Origin of the sequence: Pantoea sp. B9002, from assembly GCF_013385945.1 — a bacterium.
GTDB lineage: Bacteria > Pseudomonadota > Gammaproteobacteria > Enterobacterales > Enterobacteriaceae > Pantoea.
In genome coordinates this window covers 1-18,783 of the sequence record NZ_JACAPA010000007.1, presented here as the reverse complement: position 1 = coordinate 18,783, position 18,783 = coordinate 1, and the positions used below count along the sequence as shown (strand labels likewise).

Sequence of the window (18,783 nt, the reverse complement as noted above, 5' to 3'; positions counted from 1 at the left end):
TACTGTGATACTCCACGGATTACTAGCATAGAGGAAAACGTATGAAACCGCGTTTAGCCCGCTGTGATGAAACGGCCGTGCTGTGGCGCATCCGAAATCTTGCCATTCGCCACGGTTGCCAAAGCGTTTATCCCGCTGATGTGATCGCCGCATGGACGCCCGATGCGTTGCCGTCCGGCTATTTCGAGGCGGTAAAAAGCAATCCGTTTTATGTGGTCGAGGATGCGGAATATGGCGTGGCCGCGACCGGATTTCTCGATCTGCACAGCGGCAGCGTTGAAGCGATCTTTACACTGCCCACCTGCAATGGCAAAGGTTATGCCAGCGCTATCATGCAGGCACTTATCGATGAAGCGCGTCAGCGTGGTTTTACTCAATTGACGCTCGCCGCCACGCCCAACGCCAGTAGTTTCTATCAGCGCCACGGCTTTCGCGTGGTGCGTGAAGCGCTTTATCCCTCGGCGCTGGCGCAAGCCGATCTTCCCTGCGTCGAAATGGTCCGCGAGCTTTAAGGCTAAAATGAAAAACAGTGCAAACAACAAGGACGGCGCGAATATGGTTATTAACTGTGTAGCGTACCGCCACGGCAAGCGCGAAGAGCATGTCGACATCGCCGATATTAGTGAAGTATTAAAAGAAGAGAAATCCTTCGTCTGGATGGGTTTGTACCAACCCGAACCGGCCTTTATGCAGACGCTGCAGCAGGAGTTCAGCCTGCACGAACTGGCGATTGAAGATGCGCTGGTGGCGCATCAGCGACCGAAGATCGAGCAGTATGGCGATTCGGTATTTATCGTGGTAAAAACCGCCCACATGGACGATTTGCAGCGCATCACCTTCGGCGAAACCCACTTCTTCCTCGGCAAAAACTTCCTGATCACCGTGCGTCACGGATCATCGGAAGGTTATGCAGACATCCGCACCAAAGCTGAAAAGAACCACGCATTACTGTGTGAAGGTCCGGGTTATGCCCTTTATTGCATCCTCGATTTCATCGTCGATAACTACAGCAAAATCACCGAATCACTTAACGATCGCATTAGCGGGCTGGAACAGGGCATGTTCACCACGCGTTTTGACAGCGACGCGCTGCAAAACGTTTATCACCTGCGCCGTGAACTGCTGGCGCTGCGTAACGCCGCGCTGCCAGTGACCGAAATCTGTCAGCAGCTGGTGCGCTTCCATGAAGATATCATTCCGAAAAATCTGCGCGCCTATCTGCGTGACGTGCAGGACCACGCGCATCATGTGATGATCGATGCGGAAGATATGCGCGAAATGCTCACCAGCGCGATGCAGGTCAATCTGGCGCTGGTGTCGGTGCAGCAAAGCGAAGTGAATAAAAAGCTCGCCGGTTGGGGCGCGATCCTGATTGTGCCCACCATTATATTCAGCATGTACGGCATGAACTTCCCCGATATGCCGGAGTTGCACACGCACTTTGGTTATCCCGCAGTGGTGGGCATAACCGTCATAATCTGCTGCGTGATGTGGTGGCGGCTGAAAAAGGCCGGTTGGCTATAACCGTTAAATGCCTGCATTTTTTCAACAACTTCCTGCAACCCGGAGTGAAAGATGTCCTTTAATATTGGTCTGCTGCTGTTCCCCAACCTAACGCAACTCGATCTCACCGGTCCATGGGAAGTGTTTGCCCGCATGCCCAACGTTACCAATTATCTGATATGGAAAGATCGTCAACCGGTGATGTCGGATCGCGGGCTGGCGATCGTACCCACCGTAACTTTTAGCGATTGCCCGCAACTCGATTTGATCTGCATTCCCGGCGGTCCCGGACAAATTGCGCTGATGGACGATGCCGAAACGCTGGATTTTGTCCGTCGCATGGCGGAGAACGCAAAGTGGGTGACTTCGGTGTGTACCGGTTCGCTGGTGTTAGGTGCTGCGGGATTGTTGCAGGGATATCGCGCGACGTCGCATTGGGGTTCGCTTGATCAACTGAGCTTGCTCGGTGCCACGCCGGTGGCGGAACGCGTGGTGCGCGACCGCAACCGCATCACTGGCGCGGGCGTCACTTCGGGCATTGATTTCGCTTTAACCGTAGCGAAAGAGCTGCTGGGGCGTGAAATCGCGGAAAACATCCAGCTGCAGATGGAGTACGATCCAGCGCCGCCATTCCATTCAGGTTCGCCACGCAGCGCCTCGCCGCAACGTTTGGCCGAGGCAAAAAGCCAGATGCAGGATTTTATTGCTCGGCGCCGTGCGGCGACCGAAAGTGCCGCAGCGCGACTCAAGCGCGACCAGTGAAAGCTGGCGATTTCAGCCTGAAATCGCCACGGGTTTTAGCGCTTAATGTGCGCTGGCAGTAGGGCGCACGGTGATTTCACTGGTGTCCACCTCGCCAGGCTGATCGATGGCCCAACTCACCGCTTTGGCAATCGCTTCTGGCTGGAGCGCAATCTGGCGATAACTCTTCATCGCTTCACGCGCGGTGCTATCGCTGATGCTATCCGCCAGTTCAGATTCGACTACGCCAGGATTGATCACCGTAACCCGCAGATGCTGCGACTCCTGACGCAGGCCATCGGAAATAGCGCGTACGGCGAATTTAGTCGCGCAGTAAACGGCAGCGGTTGGCGAAACGCTCAGCGCGCCAACCGAGGCGATATTGATAATGTGACCAAACTGCTGCGCCTGCATGGTCGGCAGCACCGCAGCAATGCCATACAGCACGCCGCGAATATTGACGTCCAGCATCAAATCCCATTCATCGACTTTCATTGAGCTCATCGGTGACAACGGCATTACGCCCGCATTGTTGATCATCACATCAATACGGCCATATTTCTCCAGCGCAAAATCGGCTAACTGCTGAGTATCGGCGCGCTTAGTCACATCGGTGGCAAGATAATCCACGCTCGCGCCGGCAAAACGCAGCTCGTCACATAGCGCCTGCAGACGATCGGTGCGGCGCGCGCCGAGCACCAGCTGATGATCTTGCTGCGCCAGATGACGTGCAATGCCTTCGCCAATGCCGCTACTGGCACCCGTCAAAATAATCACTTTCTTCGCTGTGTTCATGATGCATTCCTCGTTGAGTTGACGAGGCTATTGTTGATAAATCACTCAATGCGCAACAGACCGGATTGTGGCGCATCTTTGCCTGATCCTCTCGCGTGCATTGTGCAAACAGCAGCTTGATGGCTATGCTTTGTCTGAATCTCTCAGCAGAAATCACTCATGTCGCAATCCGTACAACAGCGCACCTGCGCCTTACTCAGCCAGTTAGCGCGTCAGGAAGGCTATACCGAATCACTGCTTGATAGCGTGCGCTTTATGCGTGCCGATCGGCAGTGGGCGCGCACGCCGGTGCTGTATGAGCCGAGCATCATTATTATTTGCCAGGGATCGAAGCGAGCTTTCCTCGCCGACAAGATGTATCGCTATGATGCGCAGCACTATCTGGTGTTGTCAGTGCCGCTGCCATTTTCTGCCGAGACGGAAGCCACATCAGAAGAGCCGCTGCTGGGCATTGCCATTCGTCTGGATGTTGCCATGGTAGCGCGGCTGGTAGCGCAACTGGCCAGCAGTAAAACGGCGGTAACCGCTGCGCCAGCGGGCATTATCTCCACACCGATCAACAAAACGCTGGCGGAGAGCACGCTGCGTTTACTGGAAGCGTTAAGCGATCCTCTTGAAGCCAAAGTGTTGGGGCCCGCGCGCGTCGAAGAGATCTGTTTTCGCGTATTGATGGGCGAGCAGGGCGGCGCGGTACGTGCGGCGTTAACCTATCAAGGCCATTTTGGTCGTATCGCGCGGGCTTTGCAGCGTATCCACGCCGACTGGCGTCAGCCGCTGGATGTGCCGCACCTGGCGAATGAAGCCGGTATGAGCGTGCCGCGTTTCCATCTGCATTTCAAAACGGTGACGCAAACCTCGCCGATTCAATATCTAAAATCGCTGCGGTTGCATCAGGCGCGTTTAATGATGATCCGCGACAATCTCACCGCTGCTGGCGCCGCAGCGCGCGTCGGCTATGAAAGTGATTCGCAGTTTAATCGTGAGTTCAAACGGATGTTTGGTCGTAGTCCGGCAGAAGAGGCGCGGGAGATGAAGCGGGCGTTTGAGTTGTTACCGCCGGAGCAGCTGTCCGGCCGATTACAGGCGCATTAAATTAACGAATGCTCATGATGGCAACGACCATCAAAATCCAGAATACCGCGCAGCCGGTAAACATCATTTTCCAAACCACACTGCGTTCTGCTGTCATTAGAGAAGAAAAACGTGAACGTAAAATGGATTGCATAGCGACCTCGAATCAGAATTTTAGAAGAAAGTTTGCAAGCTGAAACAGGAAGTTTCTGTCAGCGGATAAGACTATTCTGACTCTTTGCGGTGGGTGAAATCGACAAGACCAGTCTTGTTTTTTGCCTGAAATCTAAACGGCAGATAAAGAAAAGCCGCGCAGGTCAATGATCTCTGCGCGGCTGAAAAGTAAATGTTTACTGACTAAACGCTACGCGTCACGCCACCATCAACGCGAATATTCTGAGCGGTAATATAGGCCGCGCCGGGTGAAGCGAGGAAGGCGATGGTCGCCGCCACTTCTTCAGACGTGCCGTAACGCTGTAGTGGCACGCTATCCCGGCGTTCATCGGTTTTCGGCAAGCTATCGATCCAGCCTGGCAACACATTATTGATGCGGATGTTATCGGCCGCGTAGCTATCGGCGAAGATTTTGGTGAAGGATGCCAGGCCGGCGCGGAACACCGCTGAGGTCGGGAACATATCTGTCGGTTCAAAGGTCCACGCCGAAGAGATATTGATAATGCTGCCGCCGCCCTGTTTCTGCATAATTGGCGTCACCAGACGCGTGGCGCGCACCACATTCAAAAAGTAGGTTTCCATGCCGAGCTGCCACTGATCGTCGGTTAATTCAAGAATTGGCGCGCGCGGACCATGACCGGCGCTGTTCACCAGCACATCAATACGGCCCCAGCGCGCCAGCGTTTGATCAACCAGATTCTGCAAATCCTCTACCGACTGATTAGAACCGGTCACGCCCAAACCGCCCAAACGTTCCGCCAGCGCTTCACCTTTGCCGGATGAGGAGAGGATCGCCACTTTATAGCCGTCGCTCGCCAGTTTCTCGGCGGCTGCTGCACCCATGCCGCTGCCGCCGGCGACTATTACTGCGACTTTTTCTACTGTCATCATTGATCTTCCTGTTAATTAAAAATCGATTAAATCCAGTATAAAAGGTAATTTCAGCAGCAGAGAGTCAGTCTGTTTGTCATTTGACGATAGGAAAACTACAGGATGAGTCAGGGATTCAACGAACTTCCGCCGCTCAATGCGTTAAAAGTGTTTGAAGCGGTGACGCGCCATCTTAACTTTCGCCTGGCGGCGGAAGAGTTAGGCGTAACCCAGGGCGCGGTGGCGCAGCAAATTCGCGGTCTGGAAGCCAGCCTTGGGCTGAAATTGTTCGATCGATTGCCGCGCACGCTGGCGCTGACCGGCGCGGGTGCGGGCTATGCGGTCAGCATTCGTCAGGCGTTTGAACTGATCGATGAAGCCACACGCACACTGCGCCCGGAACCGAATCGCTTAACGTTGAGCGTAACGCCCACCTTTGCCAGCCGCTGGATGCTGCCGCGTTTACCGGGCTTTACCGCCGCGTGGCCGGATATCGATCTGCGCGTGCTGGCTTCAGAGCGGCTGGTGCAGTTTCATCATGAAGGCGTTGATTTAGCGGTGCGTTACGGCAGGCCGCCGTTTGGGGCGGGTCTGGATGCCACCTTGCTGTTTAGCCAAACGGTATTAGCGGTGGTGAGTCCTACGCTGCTGGCCGAGCTGGGCGATCCGGCCGAAAGCGATAACTGCCAGCGCTACGCCTTGTTGCACGATGGTCACCATTTGTGGCCCGCATTTCTCGCGTTTACCTTCCCGAATTTATCGCTGCATCATCAGCATCATCTGCGTTTCAATCAAACCGCGCTGGCGCTGGAAGCGGCGATCAGCGGGCAGGGCATGGCGCTCACCAGCCCGCATTTTGTGCAGAACGATCTAGCCAGCGGACGTTTGGTAGCCGCGTTTACGCAGCAAATGATTATGGATGCCGGTTGGTATCTGGTGTGGCCGCGCCGTCCGCGCGAGCAGGCGCCGGTGATGGCGGTACGCGATTGGCTTTTAGCGCAGGTTAGCGGCTGATATTTGTTCAATAACGAAATCAGTAAAACTGATGATCCGCGCAGGATCATGAATGTTATAACTGCTTAATGATGCAGACATGGGGTTTTATCCTGTCAAGGCAGTGAATTAGCAAAATATCGCGAAAATTCAGCAAGTAAAGCAAAGGATTGCGCGTTGCATTCTGTCGGGTGCTGTGAATAAATACGGAGTCAATTTTAATAAAAATGCCATAAAGGCCAGGCTCGCGCCTGAAAAAGATCATTGCATATGACCGATCATAAAGATGTTTTAGCCAGGGACATCAGCGCCAAAAGCGAAAGCATGCAGGCGCATCTCATCGCCATCCGCCGTGACATTCACGCGCATCCGGAACTGGGTTTTGACACCGTTCGCACTGCCCACATCGTGGATCAGGAACTTCTGCGCCTCGGTCTGACGCCGAAAACCGGCGTCGGCAGAACCGGCGTGATGGTTGATATTGTCGGCGCGCATCCCGGTAAAACCGTGCTGTTACGCGCAGATATGGATGCCTTGCCAATCCACGAACAAACCGGCTTGCCCTTCAGCAGCCAGTATCCCGGTAAAATGCACGCCTGCGGCCACGATATTCACACCGCGACCATGCTTGGCGTGGCGGCGATTGTGCCGCACTACCGCGCGCAGCTGCATGGCACTTTACGTTTGATTTTCCAGCCTGCGGAAGAGACGCCCGATAGCGGGGCCGAAGCGATGATCGCTGATGGCGCGGCAGATGGCGTCGATCTGGCCATTACGCTGCACAACAAACCGGAACTGGCCGCCGGTGAAATCGGCTTAACGCGCGGCGCCAGCACCGCTTCCAGCGATGAGTTTGATGTGGTGGTGCACGGTAAATCAACGCACGCCGCCCGTCCGCACATGGGAACCGATCCGATCATTGCCGCTGTCAATCTGGTGAGCCAGCTGCAAACCATTATTTCGCGCGAACTCGATCCCGCCAATTCAGCGGTGCTGACCATCGGTCACATTCATGGCGGCACCACTCACAACATTATTTCCGATAGCTGCCTGATTCAGGGCACGGTACGCGCCAAATCACCGGCGGCGCGTGCGCACATCGAAGAGGCGTTCAAACGCATCTGCGCGGGCGTCGCGCTGTCGCTGAATGTGCGCGTTGAGGTCAATTATCAGCGCGGCGTACCGCCGTTGATGAACGACGATGCGCTGATTGATGCGCTGGAACCGATTTTGTCGCATCAGTTTGGTAAAGCGATTATCGCCAAACCGAGCGCCAGCTTTGGTGCCGAAGATTTCTCGCTGTTTACCGAGCGCGCGCCCGGCTGCCAGATCCACATTGGATCCGGCGCACCGGGACGCGACGACCATCTGCACAATTCGGATTACCAACCCGACGAGCGCAGTATCCATGCCGGCACGCAGGCATTAGCCCGTTTAGCCATTGATTTACTCTCAAAATAACGAACTTCGAGGTTTTATGATGATGCGTAAAGGACTGTTTACCGCTTCTGTGGGCATGCTGCTGCTTGCCTCTTCTGCTCTGGTGCAGGCAAAAGATTTTGGCACGCTGAAATTCGCCACTGAGGCGGCTTATCCGCCGTTTAACCAATCTACGCCGAACGGCAAAATCGTCGGTTATGAGCCGGATATGGTGGCTGAAATCGCCAAACGTGCCGGTTTCAAATACGAAATCGTGGCGCAGAAATGGTCCGGCATGATTCCGGGTTTGGTAGACGGCAAATATGACGCAGTGATCGATGCCGTGACCGTCACGCCGAAGCGTGAAGAAGTGGTGGATTTCTCACGCCAGTACACCGTGAGTGTTTCTGGTTTCGTCACCCTGAAGGGCAGCGCGGTTGATACCTTGCCCGGCAATGGCGAAGTGGTGCTGGCGGATGACGAAGCCGCGATGACCAAATCTATCGATGCGCTGAAAGCCAAATTCAAAGGCAAAACCATCGCGGTACAGGTTGCCACCATTCAGGCGGACTTCCTCAACAAATATCTGGCGGATGTAGCAACAATTCGCACGTATCAGGCTGGCCCGGAAACCTTCGCCGATCTGCTCAACGGCCGCGTTGATGCGGTGATGGCGTCACGCACCAACCTGAATGCCTATGTGAAAAAGCATGCGGATACCGTTAACAGCACCGGTTACGGTTTCTCGGGCGGCGTGCTGGGCCAGGGTTCCGCTATCGCGATTCAGAAAAACAATCCAGAGCTGAAAGCGGCGCTGGATTCCGCGTTAAATTCAATGATCAAAGATGGCACGCTGAAGCAGCTGTCTGAAAAATGGTTTGGCGAAAACGTCGCACCTAAAGAGTAATTCCAGGCGCTTATGGCTATTGATTGGCAAATCTTAGGTTTTGGTGACGAAGGTTGGGGCGGCGTGTTGCTTAACGCCGCCACGGTGACCGTCACCGTTTCATTGTGTGCATGGCTGCTGGGCGCAATCCTCGGCAGCCTGCTGTGTTGGATGCAGATTGGTGGAGGGCGCTGGCAGCAGCGGCTCGCCAACGGCTACATCACGCTGTTTCGTGGTGTGCCGGAGCTGCTGGTGATCTACCTGTTCTATTTTGGTGGACGTCAGGTGGTGTCGTTTGTCGGGGAAAGTCTTGGCCTGCAAGGACCGTTTGATGTGAACGGCTTTGTCGCTGGCGCGATCGCCATCGGCCTGATCTCCGGCGCCTATCAAAGTAGCGTGTTCCGCGGTGCGTTCTACGCGATCCCGAAAGGCACGCTGGAAGCCGCAACGGTAACGGGCATGGGCCGTTTGATGCTGTTCCGCCGCATGATTGTGCCGCAGGCGCTGAAAACCGCGCTGCCGGGCATGGGCAATCAGTGGCAATCGGTGATCAAGGAGTCGGCGCTGGTTTCGGTCACCGGTTTGGTGGAAACCATGAACCAGATCTCCACCGCCTCCAACTCGACGCAAATGCCGTTCTTCTTCTACAGCGTTGGCGCGGTGATCTACCTGATCATCACCACCTGTTCCGATTTTGTTTTCCGCTATGTGGAAAAAGTGGCCATGCGCGGGCAACAACGCGCGCGGTTGTAAGGAGCCACGATGGATGTCACTTTCCTGCAGCACACCTTAGCTGCATTGCTACGCGGCCTGCCGCTGACGCTGAATCTGGCGCTGCTGTCGCTGTTGGGCGGCGGCGTATTGGCGCTGCTGCTCAATCTGCTGCGGCAGAATCGCTTCGGAAGCTACGTTACGCGTTTCTATGTTTGGGTGTTTCGCGGCACGCCGCTGCTGATTCAGATTTTCATGATCTATTACGGCCTCGGCAGCTTGCCAGCGGTACGCGAAAGCGTGTTGTGGCCGCTGCTGCGCGATCCTTACTGGTGCGGTTTGATTGCGCTGGTGCTCAACGATGCGGCTTACACCTCGGAGATTCTGCGCGGCGGGCTTAACGCGGTGAGCGTGCAGTCACTGGAAGCCGCCAAAGTGAGCGGCATGTCGCGCTTCACCACGCTGCGCCGTATCACGCTGCCGCTGGCGGTGCGTCAGGCATTACCGGCTTACAGCAATGAAATTATCTCGATGATCAAATCGACCTCGCTGGTCAGCACCATCAGTCTGATGGAGATGACCGGCATCGCTGATTCAATCGTCTCTGAGACCTTCCGCGCGCTGGAGGTGTTTATCAGCGCGGCGATTATTTATCTGCTACTGACCGTGCTGGTGAGTAAAGCGGTGGCGCTGCTGGAGCGCCGTTTGTCCCCTTATCACGTTGGAGCACGTCCATGAGTAAACCCACTATCGCCCTGAGTCATCTCAGAAAAAGTTATAGCGGGCACGAAGTGCTGCACGATATCAGCCTGACGGCGCAGGATGGCGACGTGATTTCACTGATTGGTGCCAGCGGCTCAGGCAAAAGTACCTTGTTGCGCTGCATTCCGTTTTTAGAAGTGCCGCAGGGCGGGGAAATTGCGGTGGGTGACGAAGTGGTCACTATCGATAATCCCGATGAGAAGCTGAGCCGCGAGCAGCAGCGCCGTATCAAGCTGATGCGTATGCAGCTCGGATTTGTCTTCCAGAGTTTCAATCTGTGGCCGCACAAAACCGTATTGCAGAACATCATTGAAGCGCCGATTCATGTGCAGAAGCGCAACAGTAAAGAGGCGATTGAAGAGGCCGAAGCGCTGCTGCAAAAAGTGGGTTTATACGAGAAACGTAACGCGTGGCCATCGCAGCTTTCGGGTGGTCAGCAACAGCGCGTAGCGATTGCCCGTGCGCTGGCGCAGCAGCCGAAAGCCATTCTGTTTGATGAGCCGACTTCCGCGCTTGACCCCGAGCTGGTGGGCGAAGTGTTGCGCGTGATTCGCAGCCTGGCGGAAGAGGGGCGCACCATGATCATCGTCACGCACGAAATGGGCTTCGCGCGCGATGTATCGAACAAAGCGGTGTTCCTGCATCAGGGCAAGATCGAAGAAGCCGGTTCGCCGCAGCAAGTGTTCAGCGATCCCATCTCCGCGCGCTGTCGCGCGTTTGTGAGCAGTCACTTAAATCGGAATAGTTAATAACAGCTTCCTTTCTGTTTGCACCAGCTCCATGAGCGAGCTGGTGCACCTTATGTTTTCCCTTAATTTCCTCGTAATTAAAGCCATTGCTGTTGCAACTGTTGGTCCGAATAGCAGCGACCACGCGCCAGGCAGACTTCTGAAAACACATGCTGACCGGGAAAAGTCGTTGAATCCCTCAACGGCGCAGGTTACAACGTTTGACTTTAGTCAGGCCTCCTTCGATGGAGTATTTCTTTACTGCATAACCACGGAACTCTATGCCGCACACTTACCGACCATGGATGAAAAGGTATTGGCTGGTCTGGCTACTGTTAACGCTGATCACCTTGATAGCGTTATTTGCCGATCAAATTTTGCAGCAGCAGCGTGTCGGCGAGGCGCATTTTAATCAACAGTTTAATCGCCTTGCGACCTATCAAACGCAAAACGAAACGCTGCTGCCGCTGCTGAATGGCGATGAAGACCTCGCCTCTTTGCAGAGCAAATTCCCGCAGCTTGTCCTGCTGGAGCACACTGTAAATCGCCCGTTAACCGCGCCGCGTATCGAAGAGATCAGCGGCGGGCGCTATTGGCTCTACAATCCTTATCGCCAGATCCGCATGCTGATCGATTTGCATTTTGCGCTACAAACCTCGGATGTAGCGCTGGCGCTGGCTTTTCATATCCACGCACCGCCCGCCATGCAAACTGCGAACTATTCGGACACCGCGCGCTGGCAATGGCAGCGGCCGTTCATCAATCACTATCAGCCATTCCTGCTGAAAGGCAGCGCCAATCCTGACTGGCGTGCGCTGCATGCGCTGCCATTTACCCTGGCGCTGCTGTTGTGGCTGGTGATTGGCGGATTGGGCTGGTGGCTGCTGCGTCACTGGCGTCAGCACGTGGAGATGCGTCTGCGCGCCGACTATTTTCAACGTACCCGACGTGAAGCGTTGGGCGAGTTTACCGCTGGCATCATTCATGAAATCAATCAGCCGCTGACGGCCATCAACACCTGGCTGCACAGCAGTCAGCTGCTGCTGAAGCAGGGCAAGTACGAGAATCTGCCGCAGGCGCTCAATGCGATGAACCTGCAAACCGAGCGGCTTGCGGCGTTGCTGCAACGCTTTCGTGACATCGTGAGCGAGCGTCCGGTGGCGATGACGGCCGTGAACCCGGAAGCCGTCTGGCGGCGCGTGACGGTGCTGCTGCAACAGGAACTGGATGACGGCGATGTCGCGCTGCGGCAGCAGTGGCAGCACGGTCAGGCAAAAGTATTGAGCGATCCCCAATGGCTGGAACAGGTGTTTCATAACCTGTTGCAAAACGCCATTCACATGCAGCAAGGACGTCCCGATGCGTGTGTAAACATTGCCTCTGAGCCTATTCCACACGGCATCAAAATCATCATTAGCGATAACGGCCCCGGCTTCTCGGCGGAAGGATTAGCGCAGGCTTGCATGCCGTTTTACAGCTCGCGCGCCAACAGCATGGGACTAGGCATGACGCTGGTCGAGAGCTTGATGTTACGCATGAACGGCCAGCTGCGGCTGGCAAATCGCGCTGCAGGCGGCGCGGAGATTACCTTAATTTTCCAACTGGCGGAGTAACGGAATGGTCGCAAAGGTTTGGTTAGTGGATGATGATTTATCCGTGCGTGAATCGCTCGGTTTTCTGCTTAAGACGCTGGATTACGACGTGGCAGATTTTGCCGATTTGGCCGCATTTGAAGCGGCTACGCAGGCGCAGGAACCGCTGCGCGGCTGCTTGCTGTTGGATGTGCGCATGCCGGGCATTAGCGGCCTGAGCTGGCTGGCGGAGCAGGGCGATCGCCATCCGCTGCTGCCGGTGATCATCATGACCGGTCACGGCACCATTGATGCCTGTCGTCGCGCATTTCGTCAGGGCGCGTTTGAGTTCTACACCAAGCCGCTGGACATAGAACCGCTATTGGAAACCATTCATCTGGCATTCAACGAAAGTGAACAGCGTGCCGAGCGCTGGCAGTCGCAGCAGGGTTTGCAGGCGCGGTTTGCACTATTATCGGCGCGTGAAAATGAAGTGATGCAGTTGATGATTGCCGGGCAAACCAGCAAAGAGATCGCGCGTGATTTATCACTTTCGCCGCGCACTGTGGAAGCGCATCGCGCGGCGGTGTTTGCCAAGCTGGAACTCAATAATCTCGCACAGTTGATTCACGCCTGGCAGCAGTTGAACCAGGTATAACTACCAGGCCGAACGGGTAATCGCCCGAATATTTCTTTTCTCAGCCGCGTTTTACAGTGTCACTCACTATTAAACAGGAGTGACACATGAACATCCGCCTTTCTCTGATTGCCGCTGCGGCGGCCTTTGTATCCTTCGGCAGCCACGCTGCATTAACCGAATCCAACCTGTCACTGGCTGACGCACAGAAGCTGGCGAGCGCCGCGATTCAGTCGTGCGCGGCGAAAAACTACAACGTGGCTGTGACCGTGGTTGATCGTGCTGGTGTGGTGAAAGCGGTGCAGCGCATGGATAACGCCGGTCCGCATACCGTTGAAGCCAGCCAGATGAAAGCCTACACCGCGCTGAGCACCAAAAACCCGAGCGGTAAAGTGATGGAAGCCGCCCAGAATAATGCTGGTGCGCAGAACATGCGTGATATCCCAGGCTTCCTGCTGCTGGCGGGCGGTGTGCCGGTGAAAAGCGGCGATCAGGTGATTGGCGCAATCGGCATCGGCGGCGCACCAGGCGGCCATCTGGATGAAGCCTGCGCGATGGATGCGTTGAAAGTCATGTAGGGTCGCCATTCATGGCGACCAGGTGCGTATAAATGCGCACCCTACGAAAACCCCGCCAAACAATTGTAGGGTCGCCATTCATGGCGACCTGGTTACATGCGGCGCGACACTGCAAAACAGATTAGCGGCATCGGCAAGGTAAACAGCAGCAGCAACCACAGCAGCACATATACTGCATCGATGCCGTTATTTTGCAGATTGTTATACAGCTGAACCGGCATGCCCTGCGGGAAATAAGCGAAGATCATCACGATGCCAAACTCGCCCATGGCACGCGCCCAAGCCAGTGCGCTGGCCGTTGCCAGTCCCGGCGCGGCAAGCGGGATCGACAAACGCCAGAAACGCTGCCACGGCGATGCACCCAGCGTGCGACCCGCTTCCAGAATATCCTTCGGCACAGCGGCAAATGCGGAACGCGCGGTGGTGACGAAGTAGGGCAGCGCGCCGTACCATTGCGCGAGAATAAATGCAGCCGGATTGTTGACCAGCGTCCAGCCAAATTTCTCCAGCAGCTCGCCCGGCAAACTATAGGGTCCGTAAGCGCTCACCAACAAAATGCCCATCGCCAGCGGCGGCGTCAGCAGCGGGATCATCACCAGCAGTTCGACGATTAACCGTGCCCGACCGCGTGCCTGTGACAGCCACCATGCTAGCGGCAATCCACTGACAAAAATCAGCAACAGCGCGATCACCCCCAAACCTAGCGACGTGGCGATAGCATTGCCATCGCCCCACGCCAGCTGCAGATGCTGCCAGTTTGTGACGCCAATCAGCGTGAGAAAAGGCACCGCCAGCAACAGCAGTGCCGGTAGCGACAGCCACAGCGCGGTGGTGTGACGGGTTTTCATTATCGGTAGATCGAACCGCCTTTCGGCGCGGCATAGCCATTCTGTTTAAACAGCGCCTGACCCGGCTGACTCAGCATAAAATCAACAAAGGCTTTGCCGGCTGAGGCGCCGTGCGGGGCGTTTTTCAACACCGCGGCGTAGTAAACCAACGGCTGGGTGTGCAGCACTTTGTCGTTGCCCGCGCTGTCTTTCACGCTGAAACTCACCGTGTCATACCACTGTTTTGCCATCGCCGGATTGCTCAGATTAATCTCGTCGGGCAGTGCCACATACGGCAGATGCGCGGAGATCACTTCGCTCTCGTAACCGGCTGCAGCATCAACCTGGCCGCTCTCCAGCCGCGTCAGCAGGCCGCCTTCCAGATGGGTTTGCGCCGGATTTTGATAGCCGCCCATAATTTTGTCGGCGATGCCCGGCTGCTGGTAATACTTCTCAGCTAGCAGCAGGGTAAAGATGATGTTTTGACCTTTCGGATCGTTGATCGGATCGGTGCGACCAAACTTAATGCCCGGCGTTGCCAGCACCTTCAACCAGCTGGCATCGCTGCCTTTGGCCTGCGCGAACTGCTGCGCGAATTTTCCTTTCGGGCTGTACGCCACCACCATGCTGGTGCTCGCCACCGGAATCGCATCATCAATCAATCCGGCATCTTTCAGGATCTGCATTGGTCCCGGCGTGATTGAAACAAACACATCGGCGGTGATTTTCTTGCTCGCCAGCAAACGCGCCATGCCATAAGCGCCCTGACCCTGACCTTCATACCTGCCGTTATTTTGTTTAGCAAAGGCTGGACCTAATGATTGGTCCATCACTTTGCCCATAGAACCGGCATAAGTTACGCGGATATCGGAATCCGCTTGTGCATGCCAGCTAACGCCCGCGCCGACAGTCAGCAGCAGCACAGTGAGGTGAGTAAATCGCATTCCCTTTCTCGCTATATAATTAGGTAAATAGCGATTATCGGAATTGAGGCAAGCAGTGCAAGCGAAAATCTATTGCGAAATCATACCAAAGGCCCGCCGCAACGGGCCGATGCGGTTAAGCGAGGATGCGTTTCGCCCAGGATTCGATCTCGTCGCCGCTGCCGATATCCAACTGCACCAAACCGTTGGTGATGAAGGTCGGAGAAACGTGGATACCGTTTTGCCGCGAGTATTTGCTGTGCCATTTAATCTCATTCTGCAGCTCGGCACGCAGGAAGGGTTCGCGCGCGTTAACGCCGCTGTACTGCTCCAGACGATCGAGAATCTGATGCGGCGTGGCGTCCATATTCGGGCCGTGGCTGTGATCGGTAAACTCGAACTCTTCGCGATGATCCGCCACCGCTTGCAGCACCTTTTTGGCCGCTGCTTTGCCTTCCGGCAAGGTTGAGGCGGCAAGGATGTAACGCACAATCACGCCGGAATACATATGCCACGGCTGTGATTGCAAACGGATTTTTAACGTCATCTTCTCTTCGCCCACCAGTTGCAGCAGCGCGTCCAGCTTGTTGAATGCGCGCACGGAGAACGGGCAGGTCGGTTCCAGAAACACTTCGAACACTTTCGGGCCGTGGCCCCAAACCAGCGGATCGGCGTGTAATGCGGTGGATTGGCTCATGGTAATTCCCTGTTGCAGCGATAAAAGTTGCCTTACTTTGGCAAAGCCCTGCGCGGACAGCCAGCGCAGGCTTGTGCTTTTTTGTTACAAGGCCATTCGATGGCTGCAAATGTAGCGAAAAAAAAATCGTTTTATAGATCCGCGAGCTACAAGAAACTCAGCCTACAACGGCCTTGCACAGAAAATAAGCGGCTATAGTTAATCCTGTTTCAATCTTCTTACTTGTAGCATTTTTGATTCATTTGCCTGGAGCCAAACGTCAAGAGCATCGAGGTTCAATGTGTTTGCCAATCTCTCCTGGAAAATCATTCATCAGGTTCTCAATGAAACCATTGCCGAGTTAATGGATGAACACCAAACGCTGGACGTTCCCACTCTGCGCGAGCGGCTGCTGGAGATGGCGGAAAGCGAATCCGATGAACTTATGGTGTTGTGTTACTGGCAAGCGAGCAAAGTGCTGACGCGCTTGCCGCCCACGGTGACCGCCAGCCAACTGATTGAAGAGGCGCGCGTCGCGTACCGCACGCCGCTTAATCACGATCCGCTTTAACCCTTGATGCTTTTCAGCGGTTTAATCGCGTTAAAGCGGCTAAGTGACGGATTTATGGTCAAGAGCGGCAAACACGCTCTGCTAGACTTGCCCTGTCAAAAACGTGGATACAGAGGACAGTAATGAAAATCAAAAGTTATGCCGCCTTGAACGCGGGTGAAGCGCTGGTGCCTCATGAGTATGAAGCCGGTGAGCTGGCTGCTGAAGAGGTGCAGGTTGAGGTCGATTACTGCGGTGTTTGTCACTCAGATTTGTCGATGATTGATAACGAGTGGGGCATCTCCTCGTACCCGGTGATTGCCGGCCACGAAGTGATTGGTCGCATCAGCGCGTTAGGCGACGCGGCGCAGAATAAAGGCTTGAAAGTGGGCCAGCGCGTGGGCATCGGCTGGACGGCGAAAAGCTGCCAGCACTGTAATGCTTGTATCAATGGCGAGCACGTCAACTGTGAGAACGGTTCGGTGCCAACCATCATGAACAAAGGCGGTTTTGCCAGCCATCTGCGCGCCGACTGGCAATGGGTGATCCCGCTGCCAGAAGCGATGGATTACACCTCGGCGGGTCCGCTGCTGTGTGGCGGCATCACCGTGTTTAAACCGCTGTTGATGCATCATGTCACCGCCACCAGCCGCGTCGGCGTGATCGGTATCGGCGGCCTGGGCCACATGGCGATTAAATTGCTGCGTGCGATGGGTGCAGAAGTGACGGCATTCAGCTCCAACGCCAGCAAAACCGAGTCAATCAAAGCGATGGGTGCGGACCGCGTGGTCAACAGCCGCGACCCGCAGGCACTGAATGCGCTGGCCGGTCAGTTTGATTTGATCATCAGCACGGTGGCGGTGGATCTCGACTGGGCGCCGTACTTCCAGGCGCTGGCTCCGCACGGTAAATTCCACACCGTCGGCGCAGTGATGAAGCCGTTTGAAGTGCCGGCGTTCAGCCTGATTATGGGCGATCGCGCGGTGACCGGTTCCTCTACCGGTTCGCCAGGCCAGCTGCGTTCACTGATGAAACTGGCATCGCGTGCGGATATCGCGCCGCAGGTGGAAGAGTTCCCGATGTCTAAAATCAATGAAGCGCTGGATCACGTACGCGCCGGTAAAGCCAATTACCGCGTGGTGCTGAAAGCCGATTTTTAATCCGTTGTACGGTGCGCAATAATGCGCACCGATTTACCTATCGCACCTCCCTCCCAAACAGCATCCTCAGCCTTAATCCCCTGATTGTTCGGCATATAATTACGCATCGCTTTGATAAACTGCTGTCAGCCACTCCAACTCGAGGACAGCAATGAAGATTTCCAGCTATGCCGCTCTGCAAGCGGGTGAGGCGCTGGTGCCTTACGAATACGATGCCGGTCCATTGGCCGCCGAAGATGTGCAGGTCGCGGTGGATTATTGCGGCGTCTGCCATTCTGATTTGTCGATGATCGATAACGAATGGGGCGGCTCGCGCTATCCGCTGATAGCCGGTCACGAAGTGATTGGCCGCGTGGTGGCTTTGGGTGAAGCGGCGCAAAACAAAGGGCTGCAAATCGGCCAGCGCGTGGGCATTGGCTGGACGGCGAAAAGCTGTCAGCACTGCGATGCCTGCATTGAAGGCGATCAGGTAAACTGCGAAAGCGGCAAAACCTCGACCATCAATAATCACGGCGGCTTTGCCAGCTATCTGCGCGCTAACTGGCAATGGGTGATTCCGCTGCCGGACGCGCTGGATATCGCTACCGCCGGCCCGTTGCTGTGCGGCGGCATTACCGTGTTCAAACCGCTGCTGATGCACAACATCTCCGCCACCAGCCGCGTCGGCGTAATCGGTATTGGTGGTTTGGGACACATGGCGATCAAGCTGTTGCGGGCGATGGGCGCACACGTTACCGCGTTCAGTTCTTCAGCCGCGAAAACCGATTCGATTAAAGCGATGGGTGCCGATCGGGTGGTGAACAGCCGCGATCCGCAGGCGCTGAGTGCGCTGGCAGGGCAGTTTGATCTGATCATCAGCACCGTGGCGGTGGATCTGGACTGGAAGCCGTACTTTCAGGCGCTGGCGCGCCGTGGCGCGTTCCACACCGTTGGCGCGGTGATGAAGCCGTTTGAAGTGCCGGCGTTCAGTTTGATTGTTGGCGACCGCGCGTTAACCGGATCCTCAACCGGTTCACCGGGCCAATTGCGTGCCTTGCTGAAACTGGCCTCGCGCAGCGATATTGCGCCGCAGGTGGAAGAGTTCCCGATGTCGCAGGTGAATGACGCGCTGGAACATCTGCGCACCGGGAAAGCCAATTATCGCGTGGTGTTGAAGGCCGATTTTTAAGGACGGTGCGGTTGGTAATAAGGTCGCCATGAATGGCGAC

General features: G+C 55.7%; 21 protein-coding genes. 16 read left to right on the top strand and 5 right to left on the bottom strand.

Going from position 1 to position 18,783, the window contains the following annotated elements:
* The first annotated feature begins 41 nt into the window (after positions 1–41).
* Genes HX773_RS04640 through HX773_RS04630 form a run of 3 tightly spaced genes read left to right on the top strand, consistent with a single transcriptional unit; the run spans position 42 to position 2,265 of the window.
* On the top strand, positions 42–512 hold the full coding sequence (locus HX773_RS04640; protein ID WP_176970614.1) for a GNAT family N-acetyltransferase: 471 nt from the start codon (positions 42–44) through the stop codon (positions 510–512).
* Positions 513–555: 43 nt separating this feature from the next.
* Positions 556–1,524 (top strand): magnesium/cobalt transporter CorA, encoded by a 969-nt coding sequence (gene corA / locus HX773_RS04635; RefSeq protein ID WP_176970613.1) that lies wholly within the window; start codon positions 556–558, stop codon positions 1,522–1,524.
* A gap of 51 nt (positions 1,525–1,575) precedes the next feature.
* Positions 1,576–2,265: a DJ-1/PfpI family protein gene (locus tag HX773_RS04630; protein WP_176970612.1), complete on the top strand. Its 690-nt coding sequence runs from the start codon at positions 1,576–1,578 to the stop codon at positions 2,263–2,265.
* Positions 2,266–2,307: 42 nt separating this feature from the next.
* Here HX773_RS04630 and HX773_RS04625 read toward each other — a convergent pair whose 3' ends face one another.
* Positions 2,308–3,039 (bottom strand): SDR family oxidoreductase, encoded by a 732-nt coding sequence (locus tag HX773_RS04625; protein ID WP_176970611.1) that lies wholly within the window; start codon positions 3,037–3,039, stop codon positions 2,308–2,310.
* 159 nt (positions 3,040–3,198) lie between these two features.
* On the opposite strand from HX773_RS04625, the gene HX773_RS04620 reads away from it, so the two are divergent.
* The gene (locus HX773_RS04620; RefSeq protein WP_176970610.1) at positions 3,199–4,131 is read left to right on the top strand and encodes an AraC family transcriptional regulator; all 933 of its coding nucleotides are present in this window, start codon (positions 3,199–3,201) and stop codon (positions 4,129–4,131) included.
* A 336-nt stretch (positions 4,132–4,467) separates the two neighbouring features.
* On the opposite strand, the gene HX773_RS04615 is transcribed toward HX773_RS04620, so the two are convergent.
* On the bottom strand, positions 4,468–5,172 hold the full coding sequence (locus tag HX773_RS04615; RefSeq protein ID WP_176970638.1) for an SDR family oxidoreductase: 705 nt from the start codon (positions 5,170–5,172) through the stop codon (positions 4,468–4,470).
* Between the two features lie 105 nt (positions 5,173–5,277).
* Here HX773_RS04615 and HX773_RS04610 point away from each other — a divergent pair, with 105 nt between their 5' ends.
* The 9 genes from HX773_RS04610 to HX773_RS04570 all read left to right on the top strand — a co-directional run bounded on the left by HX773_RS04610 (position 5,278) and on the right by HX773_RS04570 (position 13,439).
* Positions 5,278–6,168, top strand: coding sequence for a LysR substrate-binding domain-containing protein (locus HX773_RS04610; protein ID WP_176970609.1), 891 nt, complete (start codon positions 5,278–5,280; stop codon positions 6,166–6,168).
* A 249-nt stretch (positions 6,169–6,417) separates the two neighbouring features.
* Complete coding sequence (locus HX773_RS04605) at positions 6,418–7,608, top strand: M20 family metallopeptidase (protein WP_176970608.1); 1,191 nt, start codon at positions 6,418–6,420, stop codon at positions 7,606–7,608.
* Positions 7,609–7,624: 16 nt separating this feature from the next.
* Positions 7,625–8,473 carry a transporter substrate-binding domain-containing protein gene (locus tag HX773_RS04600; protein ID WP_176970607.1) on the top strand — a complete coding sequence of 283 codons (849 nt, stop codon included), beginning with the start codon at positions 7,625–7,627 and terminating at the stop codon, positions 8,471–8,473.
* A gap of 12 nt (positions 8,474–8,485) precedes the next feature.
* Positions 8,486–9,205, top strand: coding sequence for an ABC transporter permease (locus tag HX773_RS04595; protein WP_008109228.1), 720 nt, complete (start codon positions 8,486–8,488; stop codon positions 9,203–9,205).
* A gap of 9 nt (positions 9,206–9,214) precedes the next feature.
* Positions 9,215–9,901, top strand: coding sequence for an ABC transporter permease (locus HX773_RS04590; RefSeq protein WP_008109229.1), 687 nt, complete (start codon positions 9,215–9,217; stop codon positions 9,899–9,901).
* On the top strand, positions 9,898–10,674 hold the full coding sequence (locus HX773_RS04585; RefSeq protein WP_176970606.1) for an ABC transporter ATP-binding protein: 777 nt from the start codon (positions 9,898–9,900) through the stop codon (positions 10,672–10,674). The genes HX773_RS04590 and HX773_RS04585 overlap by 4 nt, the downstream gene beginning before the upstream one ends.
* Before the next feature lie 284 nt (positions 10,675–10,958).
* Positions 10,959–12,266, top strand: coding sequence for a sensor histidine kinase (locus HX773_RS04580; protein WP_255433175.1), 1,308 nt, complete (start codon positions 10,959–10,961; stop codon positions 12,264–12,266).
* Positions 12,267–12,270: 4 nt separating this feature from the next.
* A complete protein-coding gene (locus tag HX773_RS04575; protein ID WP_176970604.1) occupies positions 12,271–12,882 on the top strand; it encodes a response regulator transcription factor in 612 nt (203 codons plus the stop codon).
* Positions 12,883–12,968: 86 nt separating this feature from the next.
* Positions 12,969–13,439 carry a heme-binding protein gene (locus HX773_RS04570; protein WP_176970603.1) on the top strand — a complete coding sequence of 157 codons (471 nt, stop codon included), beginning with the start codon at positions 12,969–12,971 and terminating at the stop codon, positions 13,437–13,439.
* Positions 13,440–13,531: 92 nt separating this feature from the next.
* Here HX773_RS04570 and HX773_RS04565 read toward each other — a convergent pair whose 3' ends face one another.
* The 3 genes from HX773_RS04565 to HX773_RS04555 all read right to left on the bottom strand — a co-directional run bounded on the left by HX773_RS04565 (position 13,532) and on the right by HX773_RS04555 (position 15,886).
* Positions 13,532–14,287, bottom strand: coding sequence for a molybdenum ABC transporter permease (locus HX773_RS04565; protein WP_176970602.1), 756 nt, complete (start codon positions 14,285–14,287; stop codon positions 13,532–13,534).
* On the bottom strand, positions 14,287–15,210 hold the full coding sequence (locus HX773_RS04560) for an extracellular solute-binding protein (protein WP_176970601.1): 924 nt from the start codon (positions 15,208–15,210) through the stop codon (positions 14,287–14,289). Before HX773_RS04560 ends, HX773_RS04565 begins: the two co-directional genes overlap by 1 nt.
* A 115-nt stretch (positions 15,211–15,325) precedes the next feature.
* On the bottom strand, positions 15,326–15,886 hold the full coding sequence (locus tag HX773_RS04555; protein ID WP_176970600.1) for a thioredoxin: 561 nt from the start codon (positions 15,884–15,886) through the stop codon (positions 15,326–15,328).
* 280 nt (positions 15,887–16,166) lie between these two features.
* On the opposite strand from HX773_RS04555, the gene HX773_RS04550 reads away from it, so the two are divergent.
* The 3 genes from HX773_RS04550 to HX773_RS04540 all read left to right on the top strand — a co-directional run bounded on the left by HX773_RS04550 (position 16,167) and on the right by HX773_RS04540 (position 18,743).
* Entirely contained in the window at positions 16,167–16,436 is a 270-nt protein-coding gene (locus HX773_RS04550; RefSeq protein WP_101761136.1) for a hypothetical protein, read from the top strand.
* Between the two features lie 122 nt (positions 16,437–16,558).
* Positions 16,559–17,575 carry an NAD(P)-dependent alcohol dehydrogenase gene (locus HX773_RS04545; protein WP_176970599.1) on the top strand — a complete coding sequence of 339 codons (1,017 nt, stop codon included), beginning with the start codon at positions 16,559–16,561 and terminating at the stop codon, positions 17,573–17,575.
* Between the two features lie 151 nt (positions 17,576–17,726).
* Positions 17,727–18,743 carry an NAD(P)-dependent alcohol dehydrogenase gene (locus HX773_RS04540; RefSeq protein ID WP_176970598.1) on the top strand — a complete coding sequence of 339 codons (1,017 nt, stop codon included), beginning with the start codon at positions 17,727–17,729 and terminating at the stop codon, positions 18,741–18,743.
* The last annotated feature ends 40 nt before the right edge of the window (positions 18,744–18,783 follow it).

Coding starts and splice junctions, on each gene's coding strand:
- HX773_RS04640 (WP_176970614.1), top strand. CDS start 42: ATGAAACCGCGTTTAGCCCGCTGTGATGAAACGGCCGTGCTGTGGCGC.
- corA (WP_176970613.1), top strand. CDS start 556: ATGGTTATTAACTGTGTAGCGTACCGCCACGGCAAGCGCGAAGAGCAT.
- HX773_RS04630 (WP_176970612.1), top strand. CDS start 1,576: ATGTCCTTTAATATTGGTCTGCTGCTGTTCCCCAACCTAACGCAACTC.
- HX773_RS04625 (WP_176970611.1), bottom strand. CDS start 3,039: ATGAACACAGCGAAGAAAGTGATTATTTTGACGGGTGCCAGTAGCGGC.
- HX773_RS04620 (WP_176970610.1), top strand. CDS start 3,199: ATGTCGCAATCCGTACAACAGCGCACCTGCGCCTTACTCAGCCAGTTA.
- HX773_RS04615 (WP_176970638.1), bottom strand. CDS start 5,172: ATGACAGTAGAAAAAGTCGCAGTAATAGTCGCCGGCGGCAGCGGCATG.
- HX773_RS04610 (WP_176970609.1), top strand. CDS start 5,278: ATGAGTCAGGGATTCAACGAACTTCCGCCGCTCAATGCGTTAAAAGTG.
- HX773_RS04605 (WP_176970608.1), top strand. CDS start 6,418: ATGACCGATCATAAAGATGTTTTAGCCAGGGACATCAGCGCCAAAAGC.
- HX773_RS04600 (WP_176970607.1), top strand. CDS start 7,625: ATGATGATGCGTAAAGGACTGTTTACCGCTTCTGTGGGCATGCTGCTG.
- HX773_RS04595 (WP_008109228.1), top strand. CDS start 8,486: ATGGCTATTGATTGGCAAATCTTAGGTTTTGGTGACGAAGGTTGGGGC.
- HX773_RS04590 (WP_008109229.1), top strand. CDS start 9,215: ATGGATGTCACTTTCCTGCAGCACACCTTAGCTGCATTGCTACGCGGC.
- HX773_RS04585 (WP_176970606.1), top strand. CDS start 9,898: ATGAGTAAACCCACTATCGCCCTGAGTCATCTCAGAAAAAGTTATAGC.
- HX773_RS04580 (WP_255433175.1), top strand. CDS start 10,959: ATGAAAAGGTATTGGCTGGTCTGGCTACTGTTAACGCTGATCACCTTG.
- HX773_RS04575 (WP_176970604.1), top strand. CDS start 12,271: ATGGTCGCAAAGGTTTGGTTAGTGGATGATGATTTATCCGTGCGTGAA.
- HX773_RS04570 (WP_176970603.1), top strand. CDS start 12,969: ATGAACATCCGCCTTTCTCTGATTGCCGCTGCGGCGGCCTTTGTATCC.
- HX773_RS04565 (WP_176970602.1), bottom strand. CDS start 14,287: ATGAAAACCCGTCACACCACCGCGCTGTGGCTGTCGCTACCGGCACTG.
- HX773_RS04560 (WP_176970601.1), bottom strand. CDS start 15,210: ATGCGATTTACTCACCTCACTGTGCTGCTGCTGACTGTCGGCGCGGGC.
- HX773_RS04555 (WP_176970600.1), bottom strand. CDS start 15,886: ATGAGCCAATCCACCGCATTACACGCCGATCCGCTGGTTTGGGGCCAC.
- HX773_RS04545 (WP_176970599.1), top strand. CDS start 16,559: ATGAAAATCAAAAGTTATGCCGCCTTGAACGCGGGTGAAGCGCTGGTG.
- HX773_RS04540 (WP_176970598.1), top strand. CDS start 17,727: ATGAAGATTTCCAGCTATGCCGCTCTGCAAGCGGGTGAGGCGCTGGTG.